Source organism: Aureibaculum flavum (assembly GCF_016406085.1).
Classification (GTDB): domain Bacteria; phylum Bacteroidota; class Bacteroidia; order Flavobacteriales; family Flavobacteriaceae; genus Aureibaculum; species Aureibaculum flavum.
Genome location: NZ_JAEHFJ010000002.1, coordinates 390,176 through 414,908, shown reverse-complemented (window position 1 = coordinate 414,908; position 24,733 = coordinate 390,176). Strand labels below are relative to the sequence as shown.

14 protein-coding genes are annotated in these 24,733 nt (G+C 33.5%); 11 read left to right on the top strand and 3 right to left on the bottom strand.

The window, feature by feature from the left end:
• Positions 1 to 533 precede the first annotated feature (533 nt).
• From JBL43_RS05065 to JBL43_RS05055, 3 genes are all read right to left on the bottom strand, one after another.
• Entirely contained in the window at positions 534 to 2,168 is a 1,635-nt protein-coding gene (locus tag JBL43_RS05065; RefSeq protein ID WP_233098692.1) for a sulfatase family protein, read from the bottom strand.
• Positions 2,169 to 2,496: 328 nt separating this feature from the next.
• Positions 2,497 to 3,636 (bottom strand): galactokinase, encoded by a 1,140-nt coding sequence (gene galK / locus JBL43_RS05060; protein ID WP_198840380.1) that lies wholly within the window; start codon positions 3,634 to 3,636, stop codon positions 2,497 to 2,499.
• Between the two features lie 88 nt (positions 3,637 to 3,724).
• Positions 3,725 to 4,741, bottom strand: coding sequence for a UDP-glucose--hexose-1-phosphate uridylyltransferase (locus JBL43_RS05055; protein WP_198840379.1), 1,017 nt, complete (start codon positions 4,739 to 4,741; stop codon positions 3,725 to 3,727).
• 367 nt (positions 4,742 to 5,108) lie between these two features.
• Between JBL43_RS05055 and JBL43_RS05050 the strand changes: the two genes are divergently transcribed.
• The 11 genes from JBL43_RS05050 (at position 5,109) to JBL43_RS05000 (ending at position 24,730) form a co-directional block, all read left to right on the top strand.
• Positions 5,109 to 5,966 (top strand): AraC family transcriptional regulator, encoded by an 858-nt coding sequence (locus JBL43_RS05050; RefSeq protein ID WP_198840378.1) that lies wholly within the window; start codon positions 5,109 to 5,111, stop codon positions 5,964 to 5,966.
• A gap of 216 nt (positions 5,967 to 6,182) precedes the next feature.
• The gene (locus JBL43_RS05045; RefSeq protein WP_198840377.1) at positions 6,183 to 9,389 is read left to right on the top strand and encodes a SusC/RagA family TonB-linked outer membrane protein; all 3,207 of its coding nucleotides are present in this window, start codon (positions 6,183 to 6,185) and stop codon (positions 9,387 to 9,389) included.
• Positions 9,390 to 9,430: 41 nt separating this feature from the next.
• Positions 9,431 to 11,149: a RagB/SusD family nutrient uptake outer membrane protein gene (locus JBL43_RS05040; protein WP_198840376.1), complete on the top strand. Its 1,719-nt coding sequence runs from the start codon at positions 9,431 to 9,433 to the stop codon at positions 11,147 to 11,149.
• A 318-nt stretch (positions 11,150 to 11,467) separates the two neighbouring features.
• Entirely contained in the window at positions 11,468 to 12,886 is a 1,419-nt protein-coding gene (locus JBL43_RS05035) for a sulfatase-like hydrolase/transferase (protein WP_198840375.1), read from the top strand.
• A gap of 61 nt (positions 12,887 to 12,947) precedes the next feature.
• Positions 12,948 to 14,459 (top strand): family 16 glycosylhydrolase, encoded by a 1,512-nt coding sequence (locus JBL43_RS05030; RefSeq protein WP_198840374.1) that lies wholly within the window; start codon positions 12,948 to 12,950, stop codon positions 14,457 to 14,459.
• Between the two features lie 3 nt (positions 14,460 to 14,462).
• Positions 14,463 to 15,953 (top strand): family 16 glycosylhydrolase, encoded by a 1,491-nt coding sequence (locus tag JBL43_RS05025; RefSeq protein WP_198840373.1) that lies wholly within the window; start codon positions 14,463 to 14,465, stop codon positions 15,951 to 15,953.
• A 12-nt stretch (positions 15,954 to 15,965) separates the two neighbouring features.
• Entirely contained in the window at positions 15,966 to 17,957 is a 1,992-nt protein-coding gene (locus tag JBL43_RS05020; RefSeq protein ID WP_198840372.1) for a glycoside hydrolase family 127 protein, read from the top strand.
• A 17-nt stretch (positions 17,958 to 17,974) separates the two neighbouring features.
• A complete protein-coding gene (locus JBL43_RS05015) occupies positions 17,975 to 19,867 on the top strand; it encodes an FG-GAP repeat domain-containing protein (protein ID WP_198840371.1) in 1,893 nt (630 codons plus the stop codon).
• Positions 19,868 to 19,903: 36 nt separating this feature from the next.
• A complete protein-coding gene (locus JBL43_RS05010; protein ID WP_198840370.1) occupies positions 19,904 to 21,478 on the top strand; it encodes an MFS transporter in 1,575 nt (524 codons plus the stop codon).
• A gap of 102 nt (positions 21,479 to 21,580) precedes the next feature.
• Positions 21,581 to 23,041 (top strand): hypothetical protein, encoded by a 1,461-nt coding sequence (locus tag JBL43_RS05005; protein ID WP_198840369.1) that lies wholly within the window; start codon positions 21,581 to 21,583, stop codon positions 23,039 to 23,041.
• Between the two features lie 30 nt (positions 23,042 to 23,071).
• Positions 23,072 to 24,730 (top strand): sulfatase, encoded by a 1,659-nt coding sequence (locus tag JBL43_RS05000; RefSeq protein WP_198840368.1) that lies wholly within the window; start codon positions 23,072 to 23,074, stop codon positions 24,728 to 24,730.
• The last annotated feature ends 3 nt before the right edge of the window (positions 24,731 to 24,733 follow it).

Genomic DNA, 24,733 nt, shown 5'->3' with positions numbered 1-24,733 from the left:
GGACTTTTTATTTTACTGAAATCTTCCAAGCTTGCTTGTGGATATTTCAGTAAAATAAAAAATTAAATTGTGTAACAATTTTGACTTTTCTTTCGGAATTCGGAGCACATTCAGGAAATGTAATCCTGTCGAGGTCACTTTAAGCATAAAACCTGTAATTGAAAAATTGCAGGTTTTCTTATTTTTGAATGATTGAAGTGTAACTTCAGAATCAAGAAAAAATAATAAAAGCGGTAATGCTTTGCGTTACAGTTTTATATTTACAGAAGAGAGTTTATTCAGGAAATGTAATTCTGTCGAAGCCAATCCTGTAACAAGACGGTAAATCAAGCTCGCTTGAATTTACAAGTTTGGATTTTTATTTTCAATCCTGAACAGTCGCGTGGAGCTTTATGAGGTTACCATGTCTATCCTATTAGAATTCGGAGCACATTCAGGACCACCTAAGCCAATCCTTTAGAGTGTAAATTTCATTGAAAAGACTCGCTATATTGTATGAGTTACCTCACTTGAGTTTTTAAGAACTGTTTTTTTTATTCTTTATTTAAAATATCTTTTACTGACATTTCATCATCTTTTTGATCAACGATTGAACCAAAATCTTTATCAGTTATTACTCTAAATTCTTCCAATGACTTATTATTTTCGTACTTTTTCATTAAACCTGTTAGTTGCATTTTTAAATCGGAAATAGTATCTGAGTAGGCCTCGTCATTTATAATGTTATTCATTTGTTGAGGATCTTTTTCTAGATCATACAATTCCCAAAGATCTATATTATAATAAAAATGTGCTAAAGTATATTTTTGAGTTCTTATACCGTAGTGGGGTTGAACATGATGCCAATACGGAAATTCATAATAATGATAATACATAGCCTGTTGCCAATCTTTCGGTGTATTGCCCATCAAAATAGATTTGAAACTTTTACCCTGCATTTTTTGTTCGGTATTAATATCTGCTAAATCTAGTAATGTTGGTGCAAAATCAATATTGGTTATAATATCTTCATTTATAGTTTTTGATTTAATTTTTTTAGGATATTTAACTATAAATGGCATTCGCAATGATTCTTCATAAATAAAACGCTTGTCAAAAAAGCCATGGTCACCTAGGTAAAAACCTTGATCTGAAGTCAAAACAATCATTGTATTTTCTGTTAAATTATTTTCATCTAAATAGTCTAATATACGTCCAACATTATCATCAACAGATTTTACACAGGCCAAATAATCTTTAATATAGGTCTGGTATCGCCATTTTTTACCTTCTTGGGCAGACATTCCATCTGGTTGCACTATTTCATCTTTTTTAGCCCCATAAAATGCCCAAGCCAGTTTTTCTTTACCTTTTAAATTTTTAGGTTCAGCGTATTTCATATCTCTTCGTGAGAAATAATCCATGGTCATTTCAGTATCACCAGCGGTTTTCTCACGACCTTTATAATCGTCATCAAAGGTAGCAGGGTAGGGCATTTCAATATCTTCCCATAACTGTTCATATTTAGTTTCTGGTTGCCAAGATCTATGTGGTGCTTTGTATTGTAAGAGCATCATAAAAGGAGCTTCTTTTTTTCTACCTGATTCGAGCCAGTTTATGGCAAAGTCAGTGCTTAAATTGGTTGCATAACCTTTTTCTTTGATGTCTCTACCATTTTCATTGTAAATGGGATCCCAATAATTACCTTGTTGACCTGCAGAATTATGATATTTAAAATTATCAAATCCCTGTGGTACAGTACCTAAATGCCACTTTCCAAATAAGCTTGTTTGATATCCGTTTTTTTGAAATTCTTGTGGAAATGTCCATTGACTTTTATCAAATTTACCGCCGCTTTCGTTTTTATAATAACCATTTTTATTACTGTAAGTACCTGTTAAAATTGAGGCACGTGAAGGGCCACAAATAGCATTAGTGCATAAGACGTCTTGAAATAACATACCTTCGTCGGCAAGTCTATCTATATTTGGTGTAGGAGCGATGTCTTTATAAATTCCACCGTAAGCACTAATGGCTTGTGTGGTTAAGTCATCTGCCATGATGTAAATGATATTTGGTTGAATACTATCACGCCCTTTCGTTTCATTTACAGCTTGAGTTTTATTCTCTTCTTTGCAAGAAGTCATCATCATTAGACAAACAAATAATATTTTTATCGTTTTTAACATGTCGCTTTTTTTAAATTAGAATAGTTTCTGTTTATTATTCGCTCTCTATATTATATTTATTCAGGTCACAAATAGGTTTAAAACGCAATTCGTACGATAGTGATTTTCAAAAGAGACAAAACAAAGTTATGAATTAATGAGCAACAGAACGATTACTTTCAACCTTAAAAATGACTTTCTTTATTATAAAGTAGTTCAATTATGGAGTGCTATATATTTCATTTCCATGTGATGTGTTAATTATCAGCTTAAACATAGTATTAACTTGTAGTGATATTTCAAGATTAGACACATTAAAGAGATTAGGTTTAGGTCATACGTAATTTTTTCACGTAGTCTTTATACTAGTTCCTTCACTAGGCATGGCTTCAAAAGCAGTGAGTTTAATGTTGTATTTTTCAAAATAGGCTTTCGAGGCTTCTTTGATAAAAGAGGCTACAGCATCTTGATGAATTATATTTATGGTACATCCACCAAAACCACCACCCATCATTCTGGCCCCAATTACTTCATCATAGTTTTTAGAAAAATCAACCAGAAAATCTAATTCAGGGCAACTCACTTCATATAAATTCTGTAAGCCATCATGAGTCTTATACATGTTTTCACCGAGCTTATGTGAAAGTGATTTTTTTAATGCTGCTACAGTGTTTAAAACACGTTCTTTTTCTTCAATAACATAAGTGCATCTTTTGAAAATAACCTCAGAAAGTTCATCTTTAAATTCGTTTAGCATAGTACTAGAAACATCACGTAAAGTTTGTACTTCTGGATATTTTTTCTTAATAATTTTTACACCCTCTTCACATTGACTTCTTCTGATATTATATTCTCCAGAAGCCAAATTATGTGACACATTTGTATTTAAAAGTAGAATTTTAAAGGGTTCTATTTTAATAGGGACATATTCAAAATCTAAAGATTGGCAATCGAGAAGAATCACATGGTCTTTCTTGCTCATAACAGATGCAAACTGATCCATGATACCACATTTGGTTCCTACATAATTATGCTCTGCTCGTTGAGACAATTCTACTATGGTTAGTTTTGATAATTTCAAATCAAACAATTCATTCAAGCCAAAAGCCAACCCACATTCTAAAGCTGCTGATGAACTTATGCCAGAACCGACAGGGATGTCACTATCTAAAACGCAATCAAACCCTTGTAATTTATTTGAAAGTTGTTGTATTTCATAAATAACACCCAACACGTAATTTTCCCATTGCTTTTCGCTTTTTGCTACTGCATCTAGCTCAAAACTAAAACCTGTATTAAAGTTATTACTATGGATATTACACGTGTTTAAGCTTCCGTTTTTATTAAATTTAAACTGTATTTTTTTATCAATAGCTGTGGGTAAAACAAAACCATGATTATAGTCTGTGTGTTCTCCAATAATATTTATTCTTCCAGGAGAATCTATAATTAAATCCCAATTGCTTGCATTAAATTCTATTTCTTTCATATCCTTGAATGAAGTTTAAGTGTTTACTATTTGGTTCTTTGTTTATAAATAAATACAAAACCTTTGTTAATGAATCTCTTGATTAGGTCTATAATGATTTTAATTTTTCGGCTGCTGATTCAGCAGTAATATCACGTTGAGCCATGGCAAACATTTCATAACCAACCATGAATTTTTTTACCGTTGCAGATCTTAACAATGGCGGATAAAAACTCATATGCCAATGCCATTCTTTATAATAGGCTCCGTCTGTTGGTGCTTGATGTATCCCAGAAGAATAAGGAAAAGAAGTGTCAAAAAGAGCATCATACTTTTGCGTAAGTGTTTTTAATTGCTCTGCAAAATCTAATTTTTCTTTATCCGTTAACCCTAATATGTTTGCCATTTTTCGTTTTGGTACAATCATAGCTTCGTAAGGCCAAACAGCCCAAAAAGGAATTAAAGTTACAAAACTTTCATTTTGTGAGATTACTCTAACATCTTCTTTTAATTCCTGTTCTATATAATCTTGTAATAATCCCGAACCCTTTTTTTCTAAATAGTTCTTTTGTGCATTTGTCTTTTTTTCAACTTCTGTAGGAATGGAATGTTGTGCCCAAACTTGCCCATGTGGGTGTGGATTGCTACATCCCATAATGGCACCTTTATTTTCAAATATTTGCACATAGTTTATATCCTCAGTATTCCCTAATTCCGTAAACTCGTTTTGCCAAGTTTCAACTACTTGCACCAAATCAGCTATTTCCATATCTGGAATGGTTAGTGAATGATTCGGAGAAAAACAGATCACTTTAGAAATTCCTTTTTCACCTTCCGCATGAAGCAACCCTTCTTTATATTCAAATAAAGGAGTGTCTTCTAAAAGAGCTCCGAAATCATTTTTAAAAACATAAGTATTTTTATAATCTGGATTAACTTCACCATTAATTCTGGTATTAGTAGGGCACAGGTAGCATTCAGGGTCGTAAGGTATTGCCTCTTTTTTAGTAGAAGTTTCTGTTTTACCTTGCCATGGTCTTTTGGTTCTGTGTGGTGAAACTAACACCCATTCTCCAGTTAAAATATTATAACGACGATGTGGATGTGTTTTTAATTGTGATGACATATTTCTATCTTATTAAATTGTTTTACGCGTAAATAATACTTAAGTCAATAGCAAACTCCATATTAGAGTAAAAAAAGATGCTATTTCCACTTCTAAATGAAAAGAAGTAAAACCATTACTACAAAAATAATTAATATAAAACTGAAAATCATACATTCTTTATTAATGTAAGTTTTTACAGTGCTGAACTTTTTTAGCGATCTTATTTATTATTCATATAATAGTAACAGTATTACAAAATTATCGAAAGTTGGTAATATTTAGCTAGGCAGATATTACCATATAATTAATTAATATTACCTCTTCGTGAACCGCATATATGTTAATTATTTAAAATCAATATAAAAAAATCCTATATTTGTTAATAATGAAACTCGTAATTAAAAATACTGACACTCTTGTTCATAAGCGACTGAATATCCTTAAGAAGGATGTTGCTTGCTTAGAAGCGGCTTGGCATTATCATTCGCAATACGAACTTTTGTATATCTCTAAAAGCACTGGAATACGTTTTGTTGGTGATAGTGTTTCTGATTTTTCAGCTGGTGATTTAGTGTTGGTGGGTCCTTATTTACCACATCTTTGGAGAAATGATGCTTCATATTATAGTGGTGAAAGAACTACTAAGGTAAACACGATTGTAACAAAGTTTAATAGAGACTTTATTGGCGAAGGTACTTTTAACAATCCTAATTTTTCTAAAATTAGTAAATTGTTGGAGGACTCTAAATATGGAATATGTTTCGATAATAGCGTTAGTAAGAAACTACATGATCAAATAATTAAACTTCCAGATTTACCAATTACAGAGCAAAGCATAAAACTATTAGATATTTTACATCAACTATCTATTACAACAAATAAAGTAATGTTGTCCTCTTCTGATATGCGACAATATACTTCTGAAAATTCTGACAAGCTAGATCTTGTTTTAAAGTTTATATCTGATAATTATGCAAGTCGTATTACTTTAAATGATATTGCTAATGTGGCATGTATGACCACGAACTCTTTCTGTCGCTTTTTTAAAAAAATGACAAACAAATCTTTCACACAGTTTTTAAACGAAGTACGCATACGGAATGCCTCTCGTTTACTTGTGCAAGATAATATGCCAATTTCTGAGGCTTGTTATCTCGTAGGGTATAATTCTGTAACAAATTTTCATAAGCAGTTTAAACAAATTATGAATTGTACTCCTAAAGGATATCGTAAAACAATTTAATTCTTCAATAGTTTTTTCTAAAAAGCCTGATGGGGTAAAATAATGTAATTTTTAGGTAAATGCCATTATTTTCTACACAAAACATTTGTCTTACTTTGTATTCACTAAAGTGCTAATAGTCTAATAATGTATTTAATAAAGAAAATATAAAGACTTGTAAGCACTACAGATTTAATCGAAAAATTTAATTTACTCATTCTAACTTAACTCAATTTTATGAAAAAAATTAGAAACCTAGACGGACAAATAAATTATTCCTTATTGGATAGTTTAGTATTTAAACGGTCTCTAAAGAAAGTGCTTTTAACAGTGCTGACCTTTACATTTGGCCTTACTCAAGTTATTGCTTTGAATACAAATTCAAACAATGACTTTGATGACGACACAGCGGAATTCACATTCCTTAAACAGCAGACTCAGATTACAGGGGTAATTTCTGACGCTGATGGACCATTGCCTGGGGCAACCGTATCTATAAAAGGTACTACCGTAGGTACAACATCTGATTTTGATGGTAATTTTGCTATCGATGTAGAAAATGAAAATGCAGTTTTAGTATTTTCTTTTGTGGGTTACAAAACGCAAGAAATAGTAGTAGGAAATCAAACAGCTATTAATGTAATCTTAATTTCAGATTCACAACTTGATGAAGTGGTTGTAATTGGTTATACCTCTAGAAAAAAAGGAGATGTAACAGGATCTGTTAGTACAGTAAGTTCTGAAAAATTAGAACAAGCGGGTAGTAAAGATTTAGCAAAATCGTTGGCCGGTAAAGTTTCTGGTTTAATTATTTCAGACAGAGGTGGATTACCTGGTTCAACTAATGCTGCAGATTTAACGCTATTAATTAGAGGTAAATCTACATTGGGTAATAACTCCCCATTAATATTAATTGATGGAATTACAGCAGGTAGTTTTTCTCAATTAGCACCACAAGACATTCAAAGTTTAACGGTATTAAAGGATGGTGCTGCTGCTATTTATGGTGCACGTGCAGCAAACGGTGTAATTTTAATTACAACGAAAAGAGGTAAAACAGGTAAACCGAAAATTAGTTTATCAACATCTTACAATCTCTCTTCCTTTTCTGCGACACCAACATTAATGAACTCTGAGCAGTTTGCAATTTACAATAATGAAATTGCAGAAAGAGCAGGAACGGCACTACCTTATTCTCAGCAACAAATTGATGCTTTTGCTTCAGGGAATGGTACGGATACAAATTGGCAAGATGAGACTTTTGCAGATAGCTCGCCTGAATCAAGAACTTCGCTTTCAATTTCTGGAGGTAGTGAATATGTAAAGTATTTTGTGAGTGGTGATATGGTAAGACAAACGGGTATGTATGATTCTGGTGATTTAAAATTTAAACAAAATCAAGTAAGATCTAATATTGATATAAAAATTAGTGACGCTATAAATTTAGGTGTTGATTTATCAGGTAGATTTGGTAATACAAAAGAACCAGGTGTTGATGATGGCTATATTTTTAAACACATCTATACAAATTTTCCAACAGAAGTTGGTGTATATGACAATGGTTTACCAGGTTGGGGTGGCGAAAATGGTGCTAATCCAATCGTTATGTCTAGCGATGAGTCAGGTTTTGTTGAGACCATTAGTAATGATTTAAGAGGTAAAGTATCTTTAAACTTTAAGTTAGATAAGTTGGTAGATGGGTTAGAGCTTAAAACATTTGGAGGGTATAGAAGAATGAATAATGACACCAAATCTTGGTACACACCTTGGTCGGTTTATAACTATCAAGAAAGTACAGATGAATATATAGAACAATCAGGATTTTCTCAAAGAGGTAATGAACGTATTTTACGTGAGAGCTTTTGGAAATATGACGAGTTAATGTTAAATGCTACTTTACATTATAATAAAACATTTGAAGATCATACAATCGGTGGCTTTATAGGTTATGAACAAACAACTTCAGAGCAACGTAGTTTTTGGGTTGAGAAAAGGGGGTTTCCAGATTCTGACCACTCTGAATTATTTGCTGGTGATGCTGAAGGTCAAACATCTTACGGAGAGGCTTTTGAATGGGGGAGAGTGAATTATTTTGGGTCATTATCTTATGATTATAAGAAAAAATATTATATGGATCTAACCTTACGTTATGATGGCTCTAGTACTTTTGGCCCAGATAAAAGATTTGGTACCTTCCCAGCTATACAGGTAGCTTGGTCTATAGATAAAGAATCTTTTATGGATGATGTAGATTGGATAAACGCATTGAAATTAAGAGCTTCATGGGCAAAAATGGGTAATGACCGTATCGGTGGATTTCAATATTTAACAAGGTATGATTATGCAGGTGCGTTAGGTGCACAACCTAATTATTATAATTTTGGAGGTCAATATTATAATGGTTTTTCTAGTATTGGGGTTCAGGCAGCTAACCCAGATGTAACTTGGGAGTCAGCTGACATGAAAAACTTAGGTTTAAATTTCACTTTGTTTGATAATAAATTGTCGGGTGATATTAACTATTTCTACCAAAAAAGAGAAGATATTTTAATTACAAGAAATGCTTCTGTTCCTAATTTTACAGGATTGACTTTACCTCAAGAAAATTTAGGAAAAGTTGACAATTATGGTTGGGAACTTGAATTAGGTTGGAATGATGAGATAAACGATAACCTTAATTATAATTTAGGATTTAATTTTACAAAAGCAAAAAACGAAGTAAAATACTTGGATGAAGCTGCTGATGTATCAGATGCTTTAAAGCGAGAAGGGCATTCAATGGATTCTTATATAGTTTATCCAACCAATGGTATTTTTAATGATCAAGCAGAAATAGATGCTGCACCTGCAACTCTAGCAGGTACTGTTCCTGGTGAACCTTATTATATAGATACTAATGAAGATGGTAAAATTAACGCTGAAGATAGAGTTCGTACATACTCTTCCAATGTGCCTGAAATACAATACGGAATTTTTGGAGGGTTAAATTATAAGAGCTGGAATTTCAATTTCTTATTTCAAGGACAAGCCAAAGCTAAGATGTGGGTATTTTTCGAAGGACAAGGAGCTTTACCTGACTTCATATACGACCAAAGATGGACTCCTGAAAATACAGATGCCGCATACCCAAGAGCATTTGCTGTTGGTGATTCTTACAGTGCTAACCGAAACAGTGATCCAGGGAATTTTCAAGGAGCTGATTTATGGTTACGCGATGCATCATATGTAAGACTTAAAGAAATTGAATTAGGTTACACGTTCACCAAAGATAAAATTAAGTTCGGAGATGTTAAAGTGTATTTTAGAGGTTATAATTTAGTAACAATGTTCTCTGATGTGTATGATTTAGGGTTGGATCCAGAAGCAGCGGGATATAACAGCTTTAGAGGTAGTACTTACCCTTCTTTAAAAACGTATACGTTTGGATTAAATTTCAATTTTTAAGAATAATAATTGTTTAAAAAAACACAAAAAAATATAAAGAGATGAAACATATAATAATAAAATATGCAATCGTACTGTTCGCTGTTTTTTCATTAGTAAGTTGTGAAGATGTACTAGATACTGAAGCAAAAGATGCTTTTGCTGAGGATTTAATTTACAGTGACCCTGATCAAGCAGAAAGAGTTGTTTTTACAGCGTATAATAGTACAGAGAGTTGGTCTATAAACCGTTTTCAATGGTGGACATTTAGAATTAATATTGAAGGTGCCTCATGGGAGGGTAAATTTAATTTTAAAGATTTAGACAATCCTTATAAAATGAGGGGAGGATGGTCACCAAGTAATGCCGGATTAGCCTTTAACAATAGATGGGCTAACTCTTGGGATTATGTCAGATTAATAAGTGAGTTTTTAGGTAAAATTGATGATAGTCCTGCTATGCAATCAGATCCAGATAAAGTAAATATTCTTAAAGCAGAAATGCAGTTTTTAAGAGCCAATATTTATTCTAAATTAATAAAGTATTATGGAGGTATTCCAATTATGGAAAATGCTTTAGGATTGGATGATGATTTTAATTTACCAAGAAATTCTTATGAAGAATGTGTTGACTTTATTGTTAGGGAATTAGATGCAGCAGCAGCAGTCTTACCTGAAACACAGCCAGATGCATGGTTTGGAAGAGCTACAAAATTATCTGCGTTGGCAGTGAAATCTCGTACTTTACTATATGCTGCTAGTATATTACATGACCCAAGTACAGTTCCAAATGGACCTTTATACGATTATACTAAAGGTAGCAAGTGGCAAGATGCTTCCGATGCTGCAAAAGCGGTGATTGATTTAGTAGGTGCTCGTGATTTGATTGCTGTAGCAAATGCAACAGAGTATCAAAACTTATTTTTATCTGCGAATCAAGATATTTTATTTGCAAGATCATATGGTAGTTTGTATGCTGAAATGGCAAATGATATTAATACGTTGCCAGACCAAGCACAATCTCCTAGTGGTTATGGCGGATGGGGATTGGTTTCTCCATCTCATAACTTTGCGTTGGAGTTTAATATGGCTGATGGAACAACAACTGGTGGTGCAACATTTGATGCCACAAAGCCAAATGACAATAGAGAAATGAGGTATTATGCGGATCTTAATTTTCAAGGAGCTAACTTTAGAGGACGTTCAGTTGATTATGCTTTAGCTGATAACCCAAGCGTGTCAACACCCGATGGTTTAGATTCACCGAATGGATTGGGTAACACGCTACATTCTTCTAAAACAGGATATAACATCAGAAAATTTCAAGATGAGAGTTTATCAGCATTGACAGATCTTTCCGCTGATCGTCCATATATTTTATATAGATTATCTGAAATTTATTTGAATTATGCGGAAGCACAATATAATTTGGGTGCAGAAGATATAGCTCGTGAGTATGTGAATAAGGTTTCTAATAGAGCTTTACAGCCTGATATTACTGCAAGTGGAACAGATTTGTTAGCCGCAATTAAAAGAGAAAGACGTATAGAACTTTGTTTTGAAGGCCATAACTTTTTTGATGAAAGAAGATGGATGGAACAAGACCATATCGGTGGTTATGATATCAAAGGTTTGACATGGAAAAAAGCTGCGGATGGATCACTATCTTTTACTGAAGGGACAGTAGTTAACAGACCTTGGTTTGATTATAGATATTATTTGCCTATTCCGCAAGCGGAAATAGAAAAAGCTCCAGCTCTAGATCAAAACTTTGGGTATTAATAAAATAATTTAAGCTAGAGAATACAGTTTCTCTTACAAGTTGTTATTTGAGTTAGTTATGAACCGAGGGTTTTCGCCCTCGGTTTTTTTGTCTAAAAAAAATGATTCCTTAAAAAATATTAATTAGAAAATAATTGAATCCATGTTTCTTTTATTTTTAAATAATGAGAGCTTCAGTGAAAAGGTAAAATAAGATAAACACAGGGTAAATTTAATTATTAGGAAAACCTCAAATTTCGTTTAATTTGACATAAGAAATTCCACATGCTTTATGTAAAGCAATTTATAGGTAATAGAATTTTAAACAATTAAAAAGAAATGAAAAATATAGTAACCCTTTTAGTTTTTGTTCTTGCGTGTTTTAGTATCAATGCTCAAGAAAAACCGAATATAATTTTCCTATTCTCTGATGATGCAGGTTATGCTGATTTTGGTTTTCAAGGGAGCACAATTATGAAGACACCAAATTTGGATAAACTAGCAAAAAGTGGAGTAACATTCACTCAAGGTTATGTGTCAGCTTCTGTTTGTGGCCCTTCTAGAGCAGGTCTGATGTCAGGTAAATACCAGCAACGTTTTGGTTATGAAGAAATCAACGTACCGGGTTATATGAGCGAGAATTCCAAATTTTTGGGAGACGACATGGGGTTGCCATTAGATCAGGTTACCATGGCTGATTATTTAAAGAATTTAGGATACACTAATGCCATGTACGGAAAATGGCATTTAGGTGATGCTGATCGTTTTCATCCCTTAAAAAGAGGTTTTGATGAATTTTACGGATTTAGAGGTGGTGATAGAAGTTACTTTGCTTATAAAGAAGTGCCAAAAGGACATTTAGATAAAAGGATGGAAAATGGTTTTGGAAATTTTGAAGAGCCAAAAGCATATGCAACGGATGTTTTTGCAGACAAAGCAATATCCTTCATGGAAAGAAATAAAGACAAACCATTTTTTATTTATTTAGCATTTAATGCGGTGCATACGCCCATGGAAGCTACTGAAGACGATTTAAATAAATTCCCCAATTTAACAGGTAAACGTAAGGAAGTAGCCGCTATGACATTGGCTTTAGACCGTGCCTGTGGCAAAGTGTTAGATAAGTTAAAAGAACTAGGTTTAGAGGATAACACTATCATTGTATTTTCTAACGATAATGGCGGTCCAACGGATAAAAATGCATCAATAAACTTACCATTAAGTGGAACAAAATCAAATCAATTAGAAGGAGGGTTAAGAGTGCCTTTTTTAATAAGTTGGCCAAAACATATAAAAAGTAATATAAAATATTCTTATCCCGTAAGTACTTTAGATTTATTACCCACTTTTTATGCTGCCGGTGGTGGTAATGTCGCAGATTTGAAAGAAGTGGATGGAGTTGATCTTGTACCTTACATTACAGGCAAAAACGACACTCGACCTCATGAAACACTATATTGGAAAAAAGAAAATCGGGGTGTTTACAGAGAAGGAGATTGGAAGTTTATCCGTTTTCCTGATAGACCTGCTGAGCTTTACGATATGAGTAAAGATACTCCAGAATTAGAAGATTTGGCTAATAAGTATCCTGAACGCGTAAAAGATATGTATAAAAAGCTCTTTAAATGGGAGTTAACACTAGAACGTCCTATGTGGATGTTAAAACGGAAATTTGAAAAAAACGATTTAGATAGGATGGATCGCTATAGAACACCTGAATTGGTAAAAAAAGAAACGTCAGAGCCTATAAAGAATTAATAGACATTTTCAATCTTTAAAAGAATGAGAGTACTAATTTAACAATCAAAAAACACATAATATGATATTTAAAAGAACTTTTAATCTTATTTTAATAGTAGGTCTTACAGGGCTTATATCGATTGGTTGTGAAGAAAAGAAAAAAGACGGTTTAACTAAAAATGAATCAGAAGAAACAAATCTGACAAATCAAGAAGCTACCATTAATCCTTTTTCTGACCCAGAAAATAAAGAAGGTTGGGTACTAAACGAAGAAATTAGTGATGAATTTGAAGGGACAGCGATTGATACCACGAAGTGGTTTGTTGAAGGTCAAAATGGTGATTATTATATTTGGAAAGGAAGAGCACCTTCTCAATACGCACCACATAACGTTGTGGTTGAAAATGGGAATTTAAAATTAAAAACGCAATGGGAACCAGATTATAATTTTGTAAAAGAAAGTTATGCAGATGGAGCCAACAAAGATACTTATGGAGTTCATGAAGGTAAGCCACTACCTGTAACAACTGCAGCTATAGTAAGTAAAAAAAGGTTCTTGAATGGGTATATGGAAATAAAATCGAAAGCACCAAAAGCAGCCATGACAGCAGCGTTTTGGGCCATTGGTTTTGAGCAAGAGCTAGATATGTATGAACAAATGGGAGTACCAAAAATTGCTAAAGAAGGTTCAATAACTAACAATATGAATAGAACTGCTATTCACGATTGGAGTCCGCCTTCAACGAGACCTACAAAAGCATTTGGATATGATGAGATATTACCTTACGTCACCTCAGATGATTTTCATATTTATGGTGTTGAATGGGGTGAAGATTATCTTAAAATTTACAGAGACGGAAAATTTATTCACGGATTTACGCAAGACGAATTAGGTACAGATTGGGTATTGAACAATCCTATGGAAATTTGGATAGACTCAGAAATTTTCAAGTGGATAGGCGTACCTCATAAAGAAGAATTACCAGCAACTTTCGAAGTGGAATACATGAGGGTTTGGCAAAAACCTTCTGATAATTTATTGGAAAAAGATCGTGCTTTTTACGGTTTTGAAGGGCCAATTTTATTTGAAGAAAATCCAAAACCTTTAACAATGGTGCCAGAAGACGCTGATGCAAATGATTATCAAAAATTTTGGTTATTTGATGAAGGGTCGTCTAAATATTTAAAAATAACAGAAGGACACTATGCTAGTGGAGTAGAAAGTCTACAATTTTTTGGATTTGGAAAAAATGATTCATTAAATGTAGATAAAGTAGTTGCTAAAACACCAGAAGGGGCTTTAAATATACCTGCAGGTACCTATAACTTGTCAGCTAAAGTTTGGTTAGATCAAGGTAGAATTACAGATACTATTCATGTTACACTAATGAGTCCAAAAACGGATTTAATGTTTACAGGACTAAAGGAAATGCCTAGACTACAGTGGATAAACGTGGAAACTGCATTTTCAAGAACTGAAGCATCTACAAAAAATGATGGTATAGCGATCGAAATTCGTAAAGAAGATTTACCTAAAACAAAAGCAGCTAAATTATTTATTGATGATATTGTTATTAAAAAAGCAAACTAAACTATGAACTTGAAAAAATACATCTTTTTAGCAGCGTTCAGTGTAATGACAATGACTTATTTGAGTTGTTCAGCACAGAAACAAAAGGGTATCACTAATAATAGCAATGAACAATCTACACCTATGCCATTTTCAGATCAAGAAAATACTGGAGGTTGGGTTTTAAATGAAGAAGTTAGTGATGAGTTTGAAGGTGCCGAAATAGATACGGTAAAATGGTTCGTAGAAGGTTTAAATGGAAATTATTATATCTGGAAAGGTAGAGCTCCATCACAATTTGTACCACATAATGTAATAGTAGAAGATGGTAAATTGAAACTAAGAACGGCTTGGGAACCAAATTATAAATTTGCACAAGAAGCCTATGCTGATGGTAATATGGGGGCTTCTACTTACGGGGTTTACGAAGGTAAACCATTGCCAATTACTACGGCAGGAGTACTTACAAAAAAAAGATTTTTAAATGGATATATGGAAGTAAGGTCCAAAGTAGGTAATGCGGCAATTACAGGTGCGTTTTGGGCTATTGGTTATGAGCAAGAGTTAGATGTTTACGAGTTAATGGGCAATCCCAAAAACAAAAAAGGAAATATAAGAGAAGATTCTTATTTAGCGACAGGCCATGATTGGAGTCCGCCAGCACAACGTCCAACTAATGTATTTCAACATACAGAAAATTTACCCTATAGAACCGCTGATGATTTTCATGTATATGGAGCAGAATGGGGTATCGATTTCTTAAAGCTTTTTATTGATGGAAAACAAGTACATCATTTTACACAAGACGATGTTGGTACAGATTGGGTATTAAATAATCCAATGGAAGTATGGTTAGATTCAGAAATATTCAAATGGTTAGGCTTGCCGCATAAAGAAGAGTTACCTGTAGATTTTGAAATTGATTATATGCGTGTTTGGCAAAAACCTTCAGATAATTTATTAGCAAAAGATAGAGCATTTTATGGTTTTGAAGGTCCGATACTATTTGAAGAGAATCCAAGACCGTTGACTATGGTGCCAGAAGATTCTACACCAAATGAATATCAAAAATTTTGGTTAATAAAAGAAGATTCTATAAAATACTTAGCTATTGTTCATGGCGATTATCATACAGGTGTAAATAGTTTGAGGTTTTCAGGCTATGGAAAAAATGAGCATTTAGAGGTTGATAAAGTAGAAGCAAAATCACCTGATGGAGCATTAAGGATTCCTGCAGGAGATTTTATATTATCTATGAAGCTTTGGTTAGATCAAGGTCGGGTAGCAAATAAAATTCATGTAACTTTAGGTAACCCTAAAATTGAAGTAGTATTCGATGGGTTAAAAGAATTACCGCGAAGACAATGGGTTACCGTAGAACAAAAAATTTCAAGAGCAAAGGCATCTGAATTTGATGATTCTTTAACTTTAGAAATTAGGAAAAGCGACCTCCCTAAAACGAAGGCGGCAAAATTATTTATGGATGATATAGCCATAAAAAAAGTTAAACATTAAGAATATACATTGATGAGCACAGTTTCAAAACTTCATAATAAGGCAATTACAAACACTTCAGAAAGCCCGTTTGTAAAATTAAAAAGTATCAATTTTGGCGATTGTAAATGGACTTCAGGTTTTTGGTCAGAAAAAGTTAAGAATGCTGAAGAAAAAATGCTTCCATACATGGGAGATTTATTGTGTGGTGACATTGGTCATGGATTAAACAATTTTAAAATCGCTGCTGGAGAAAAAGAAGGCGAACATAAAGGTTTTTTTTGGCATGATGGTGACTTCTATAAATTTATGGAAGCCAAAATGTACATATATGGCTTGACTAAAAAAGCTTCTTTATTAAAAGAATTAGATGAATACATCGAAATTATTGGTAAAGCTCAAGAGGATGATGGGTATATACATTCGTATGTTCAAATCACAAAAGGTGTAGACCGCTTTGAGAACAGAAAATACCATGAAATGTACAATTATGGACATTTGTTTATTGCCGGTACTGTACATTATCGTTTAACGGGACAGCCCAACTTCTTGAATATTGCTATTAAAGCGGCTGATTTGTTATATACATATTTTATGCCAGATACCAAGCATTATCAGCGTTTTGGATTTAATCAAACGCAAATAATGGGCTTGGTAGAGTTGTACAGAACTACAAGAGATAAAAGATATTTAAAGCTAGCTGAAAAATTTATTAATAGAAGGGGAACCTTTGAAATAAAACACGATGATACAACTGAAGGTTATCCTATTGGTGATATGGTGCAAGAAAGAACTCCATTAAGAGAGTCTAAGGAGGCTGTGGGTCATGCGGTGTTAGCTTTGTATTATTATGCAGGTGCAGCTGATGTTTATGCTGAAACTGGAGAGAAAGCCTTAATCGATGCATTAGATAAGTTATGGGAAAATGTTACAGGTAAAAAAATGTATGTAACTGGTGCTGTTGGCCAAGCACATTATGGTGCGTCAACTAGTTTAGATATGATTGAAGAAGGTTTTATCGATGCGTATATGATGCCAAATATGACAGCATATAATGAAACCTGTGCCAACCTTTGTAATGCTATGTTTAGTAGCAGAATGATGGGGATTTACGGAGAATCGAGATATGCAGATATTATTGAATTGGTATTGTATAACAGTGGTTTGTCAGGTATAAGTTTAGAAGGAAAAGAGTATTTCTATTCAAACCCTTTACGAATGGTTAATGATACAAGAGATTATGATGCACATGCAGATGTAACAGAAAGTCCTGTAAGACAACCCTATTTAGAATGTTTTTGTTGTCCGCCAAACTTAGTAAGAACAATATGTAAAAGTTCGGGATGGGCTTATAATTTATCTGAAAATGGAGTTGCTGTAGTGTTATTTGGAGCAAATAATTTAGATACAACACTATTAGATGGTTCTGTAATAAAACTATCTCAAGATACAGAGTATCCTTGGAAAGGTCTGGTAAAAATTACAATTGATGAATGTAAAGATTCCGCTTTTGAAATCAAAGTTAGAATTCCAAAATGGGCTGTTGGTAGCACATTAAAAATAAATGATAAAGAGGTAAATGTTGAAGTGAAACCAGGTACTTTCGCAACTATAAGTAGAGCTTGGAAGGCTGGCGATACTATTACCTTAGATATGCCAATGGAAGTGACTTTAATTGAAGGTCATAATAGAATAGAAGAAGTAAGAAACCAAGTGGCTGTAAAAAGAGGTCCAATTGTTTATTGTATAGAAACTCCAGATTTACCTAAAGATACATCAATCTTAGATGTGTATTTTAACGGTAATGATCAATTTGAAGCAGTGCATAAGGATGGTTTTTTAGAAGGCGTAACTGTAATTAATACAGAACTTTTAATTAGAGAAGATAAGAAAGATGATATGTATCAGGCGGTTAAAAAACCATCTTGGAAATCTCATAAAACACAACTAGTTCCTTATTTCGCTTGGAGTAATAGAGGGCAAGCAGAAATGACTGTTTTTATGCCAATCGTTTGGAATAATTAATAATAAAATACACTTTTATGTACTTAATAAGCAATATTACAATATCGAAAAAGAGTAGCGTTTGTAGTGTTTTAATGCTCCTGTTAATCCAAGTTTGCCTTACTGCACAAACGAATGTACTAAAAAATACTTTTACCGAAGTTTTTAAAGAATTTCCAAGACAAGAAAAAGACTTGCGTAAATGGGACTCGCCTGTAATTGCAGATTTAGATCAAGACGGGCATCTAGATTTACTTATAAATGATCATGGTTATGCAGTGCAAGTGCAATGGAATAACAATGGTAAATTCACTAAGCCATATGATATTATTATGGGAGATTTACATGGTATTTCTGTAGGTGATTTTGATAAAGATGGTAATTTAGAAATTATCATGTCACGGGGTGGAGGCTCTGGTAGTAATGCTAGAAATTCTAAGATATTTCGAGTTACTAAAGATCGTAATTTTATTGAATTAGGCGATTTTAAAGAGCCTTTAGCAATGATGCGAGGTCGTACAGTTGCATTTATTGATGGTGATAACGATGGTGATTTAGACTTACTAAACTTTGCTTTTCCGGATGCTACAAAAAAAGTAGAAAGTGAAAATTATATATATGAAAATAACGGCAAAGGGCAATTAATTCTACATTCAACATTACCTGCAATAAAAATGAACGGTCAAAAAACCTTAGTTACTGATTTTAACGGTGACAATAATTTTGATATTATCTTATATGGTAATGGTCCATTAAAGGCTTACTCAGGAAATGGAGATTTGTCGTTTGAAGATGTATCGAATAAACTATTTCCTGAAAAAATTGAAGATGTTACCGCTATTGCTGAAATTGATTTTGATAATGATGGCGATTTTGATTTATTCATTACTCGAGGTAATGAGTTCGCAATTGGTGAAACTTTTTTTGATAAAGAATCCAAGACTCTTGGTTTTTTTACCAAACGTGGTGCTTTTCAATTAGAAGACTTGGAAGTAGGAGATGTTTTAAATTTAGAAAATTTCCAATCGCAATGGCCGAACAATGATACATATTTTATTGGAGAGGCTTCTTATGATTATGAGTTTGAAGGTGAAACCCATTCAGGTAAAAATATTAGATTGGTTAATAGTGATGCACTTGGTTTTCCAGATAATGCAGATTATAGTGAAAAAAAAGGTTGGTATATTGGTTATGTGGGCAATAGAAAATGGCGAATAGCAGGTTTTCTTTGGGCTCCTGCCACAGGAGTTGTTCATGGTGTAGAGAATTATCCAGAAGGAAAACATCCTGAAGGCTTTAATGATATTCTATTAGAAAATACAGGAAAGCGATTTAAAAATGTTACTAAGGAATTTGGTTTGTCAAATAAAGAGCATACAATGGCTGTTAGTGTTGCAGATTTTGACAATAACGGATTTCAAGATTTACTAGTGGTTAAGCGAGGTGATTTAATTCACGCTAACGCGTCCATTATATATTTAAATTCAAAAGATTCAGGGTTTAAAAAATTGGAAAAACATAATGTTATTTCTCCAGAATTAGGAGCCATTGGTATGGCAGTTGAAACATTTGATTATAACCAAGATGGAAAAGTAGATGTTGTACTAGGTAACGAACGCGGCAAATGGCATTTGTTTAAAAATGAATTATCTGCAGCAAAAGATAATAATTATATAACGGTTGAGGTTGGTAATTCTAAAACCGAAAAAGCATCTGCCTTAGGTGCTTTAGTTGAAATTGAGTCATGTGGAAATCATCAAATTCAACGTGTTGGTAGCACTGGAGCTTCTTATTCGCTAAGTCATAATAATTTTGTGAATTTTGGTCTAAGTAAGTGCAAGACAATTAAGGTGAAAGTAACTTGGACAAATGGGGAAACTGAAAATAAGACAATTTCAACAGTAAATAAAAAGATTAAGATTGGGATTTAATCAATCTAAAAACAAACTAACTAAATATCAATCACTATGAGTTCATTCAAAAGAAATGCCTTTACATATTCTACCATCGTTGCCATGGGAGGTTTTGTGTTTGGTCTTGATGCCGCATTAATTTCGGGAGCATTTAAATTCATTACAGCTGAATTTAATTTAAACCCTTGGCAGGTAGGAGCTTTAGGTTTTGGACCAGGTATTGGTGTATTGGTAGCATTGCCACTTGCGGCTTGGTCTAGTAACAAATATGGGAGAAAAGCAACATTAAAAATTATTGCTGCCATGTACTTAATTTCAGCGTTGGGCTCTGCCTTTGCACCTTCATTTGCAACCTTGTTTGCTGCACGTTTTCTTGGAGGATTGGCTTTCAGTTCCATTACATTAGCAGCCATGTATATTGGTGAAATAGCACCAGCAGAATGGCGAGGGAAGTTAGTGTCTATGACCCAAATAAATATCGTAATTGGTTTAACCGCAGCTTATTTTATAAATTATTGGTTGTTACAAACTACCAATTCTAATGCAGAGTGGGTTACAACATGGGGTTTACGAGAACATACTTGGCGATGGATGCTAGGTATTGAAATTGTTCCAGCTTTAATATGGTTAGGATTATTATATATGGTACCTCGAAGTCCGGCCTGGTTAGTTTACAAAGGGAAGTACAATGAAGCAAAATTAACCCTAGCCAAAGTTATTCCAGAAAGTGAAATTGAAGCACATGTTGCTGAAATGAAAGAAAGTGTTGAAAATAGTAATCAAGACAGGTCAGTTGGAACCCAATTAAAAGAGATCTTCAGTAAAAAAATGCGTATTGTGGCTATCGTGGCCTTTACCATGGCTATCGTTCAGCAATCGACAGGTATCAATGCCGTACTAACTTACGCACCAACCGTGATGGAGCAGTTAGGGTTAGGTCAAAATGCCGCATTTGAGCAGGCCATTTGGATAGGGTTAGTGAGTGTAATTTTTACTATTTTATCATTAGTACTAATAGATAAAATGGGTAGACGGCCTATGATGATTTGGGGATTGATTTGGGTTATTTTAAGCTTAGGAGTTTGTGCTTACGGATTTGGTACTGCAAAATATGAAGTTACTAATGAAGCTATTGCAGAAATGCAAGATATTCAGGATGTAAATAAATTAACCACTTTGGTAGGCAAACAATTTGCCACAGATATTGAGTTTAAAGAAGCAGTTAAAAGTGTGATGGGAGAGATTTCTGCACGAGATAATTCGAGTGTGTTTTTACAGAAGTCTGCCGTATTAAATGCCACATTAATCTTGATAGGAATTTTAAGTTTTATTGCAGCATTTCATTTTTCTGTCGGACCGATAATGTGGGTGCTGTTGTCTGAAATTTTTCCAATTTCTTTAAGGGGTATAGCCATACCATTTTTCGCTTTACTCTCGAGTACTATTAGTGCACTAACTCAATTTTTCTTTCCCTGGCAACTCGCAAATATGGGGGCCAGTACCATATTTTTGTTTTACGGAGGACTAGTATTTATAGGCTTGCTGATACTATTTAAGTATTTGCCAGAAACAAAAAATTTAACCATTGAAGAAATTCAAGCAAAACTTCAGGTAAAATCCAAAGAATAATTATTTTAAGTTAAGGTTAATATAGTACGCTTTAGAGGTAAAATTAATAAGTCATTTCGAGTAAATCTGATTTACATTTGAGTACTTAAAAAGAGTTCTAAAATGAAGAATATTCTATTTACTATTTTCAGTTTAATAATTATCAATTGTTGTGTAGCTCAGCAAGCTACGGTTTCAGTTGAAAAGAATTATAATAATTGGCAATGGGATAGTGTTTTTGTAGCAAAAAACAAATATATAAGTATAGCGGTTGTGCCTAAGGCTGCTGGAAGAATTCTTGAATATAATTTAGGAGACGTCCCATCATTATGGTTAAATCCTAAGATGTTTGGTAAGTCTTTTACTCCAACAGATTTAGTAAAGAAAAACGAATGGCGAAATTTTGGTGGTTATAGATTGGTACCCTTACCGATAGAAAATTGTGCTATCAATAGTAATGGAGATAAAACGCAACGTTGGCCACCGCCTGCAATTATTGGTGATAGTCCTTATAATGCAGAAATAACTACCAATGCTGAAGGTTATAAAAGTATAAAAGTAACTTCTGGTATTCAAAACTTACCTGTTCCAACCTATAACGGCAAAACGAAATTATTTAATCAACCAGCTACAATTGATGAACAATTGCAATATAGTAGAAGTCTATATATTAAACCGAATAGTAGTTTGGTTTATATCAACCACACGCTAAAAAACGCAGGAGATAAAACGATAAAAAGAGGAATTATGACGTCTAGTCAGCATGTTTCTCGTAGTAAACCAGAATTAGAAGACGGCGAAAATTTTTTAGCCTATGTTCCTTTCGATAAAAAATATAAACTTCCAAATGATAAGCAGTATGAAATTATGGGCACAGCTGATTCGAGATGGAGGTATGTTAACAGGAACAGAATGCCTATTGATAAAAATAACCCAGAAGATGTAAAACGTTTTTATAATAATGGTACCAACTGGACGGGTGAAGTTGCACCTGGAGTTTTTGAAATGCATTATGATTATTATTTAATGAGTGGATTTCACATCATCTCATCAAAGTCTTGGGTATGCTATGTAAATAAAATTAATAACACAGTCTTTGCTAAAATTTTAGAACCCTATAATCCTTCATTAGAATATGACCATGGTTTAAATGTATCCATATTTATGAGTGGTATGGAAACAGGCTATCTTGAAACTGAGGTAAAAACGCCCTTGTATACGCTCCAACCAGGTAAAAGTTTTGACTATAAAGAAATTCATGGAGCTGCAAAAGTTTCTTCATTTCCTGTTCTTGACGTAAATGAAACAGGTGTTATCACAAATAAATTAAGTTTTGATACTAAAATCAATAAATTAAAGGGAAGTTATGGTGTTTTTTATGAAGGAGATGCAGTAGTTCGTTTAATGGATAAGTCAAATAGTATTATTAAAGATATATTTCTCCAAAAGGTAAATCCTTTAAGTGCTTTCAGGGTTAGTTATACGTTAGAAAAACACAAGAATGCTTCTAAAGCTATTATTTTAATTAAAGATAGCAATTCTAATGAACATAATCTTGATGAAGTAAATTTGAAAATACAGTAGTGTTAATATAAAATAATTAAACTAAATAATATGAGAATCGTAAATATCCTTTTTCTACTTGTGTTAATTGTTAGTTGTAAAACTAAAGAAGTTACGGAAGAAGAACCGAATAAAAAACCTAACATTTTATTTCTGGCTATTGATGATTTGAGGCCCGAAATAGGAGCATATGGTTCTGAGATAGCCATAACTCCAAATTTAGATAAATTAGCGAGCCAAGGGTTGTTGTTTAACAATGCGTATTGTCAAGAGCCTATTTGTAGCCCTTCAAGAGCTAGTTTAATGACAGGGGCACGGCCTGAAACTATTAAAGTAATAGAGAATTTTACTTATTTCAGAGATCTTAACCCAGATATTTTAACCTTACCTCAATATTTTTGGGCCAATGGTTACGAAACAACTAGCACCGGGAAAATTTACCATAACGAGAAGTATGGCGATGCCAAATTATCATGGAGTAGAGAGCCTGCATATAATAAAATGACTATTGAAAAAAGTAAAACGCCGGGAGGATATGCTCTTCCTGAAAATCAAGAGCTTTTTAGAAAAAGTACGGCTGAGGTAATAGAAAAATATGGTAAAAATGCACCTAGAAATGGTCTGGGTAAAGGACCTGCTTATGAAAAAGCTGATGTTCCAGATACATTTTACGAAGACGGATATAATGCGGAGTTGGCTATAGTAACTCTAAAGGATATGTTAGCGAAAAATCCTGATAAACCATTTTTTTTAGGAATGGGGATGAAAAAACCACATTTAGATTGGTTGGCACCAAAAAAATATTGGGATATGTATAACCCTGATGATATTAAATTGGCAACACAAACTTCTGGACCTGAAGATGGTGCAGCAATGGGACTTCATCCATCATTTGAATTAAGAGCAAGATATGGTATTCCTAAAAAAGGGCCAATAAGTGATGAGATGGCAAGAACTTTAAAACATGCTTATTTGGCTAGTGTAAGTTATGTCGATGCTCAAATAGGAAAAATGATAAATGCTTTAGATGAAGCTGGCGTTCGTGATAATACGATAATAATTGTTTGGAGTGATCACGGATGGCATTTAGGAGATATGGGTATTTGGGGTAAAGCAACTAATTATGAAATTGCCACACGTGTTCCATTAATAATATGGACACCAGATATGTCAAAATCGGTACGGGGTGCAAAATCTAATGCCTTGGTAGAGCTTGTTGATATCTATCCTACCATTACAGAATTGGCAGGTCTTCCATTGCCAGAACATTTAGAAGGGCAAAGCTTTGTTCCGTTATTAACTAATCCTAATAAGGAGTGGAAACCAGCAGCTTTTACCCAATTTCCAACGCCAGCATTACGTGAATGGGCTGCAAACCCATTATCTAAAGGTATGCGAGAAACTTATTTCGGACCTTTAATTGAAGAGGTTGAAGGGAAAATAAAAAAACAACAAGGTGATAAATGGGATAGAGACTTGTTTGAAAATTATTTAATGGGGTACACTATGCGAACAGAACAATATCGTTTTATGGTATGGAGAGATTATAGAGACCCAGCTGCAGAACCCGTATTTTTTGAGCTTTATGACCATAAAAACGACCCTAATGAAACGAAGAATATAGCGGATGAAAACCCAGAACTTGTTGCAAAACTTTTGGAACAATTTAATAAAGGTTGGAAAGGTAATATGGCCAATGTAAATCCGTAATAA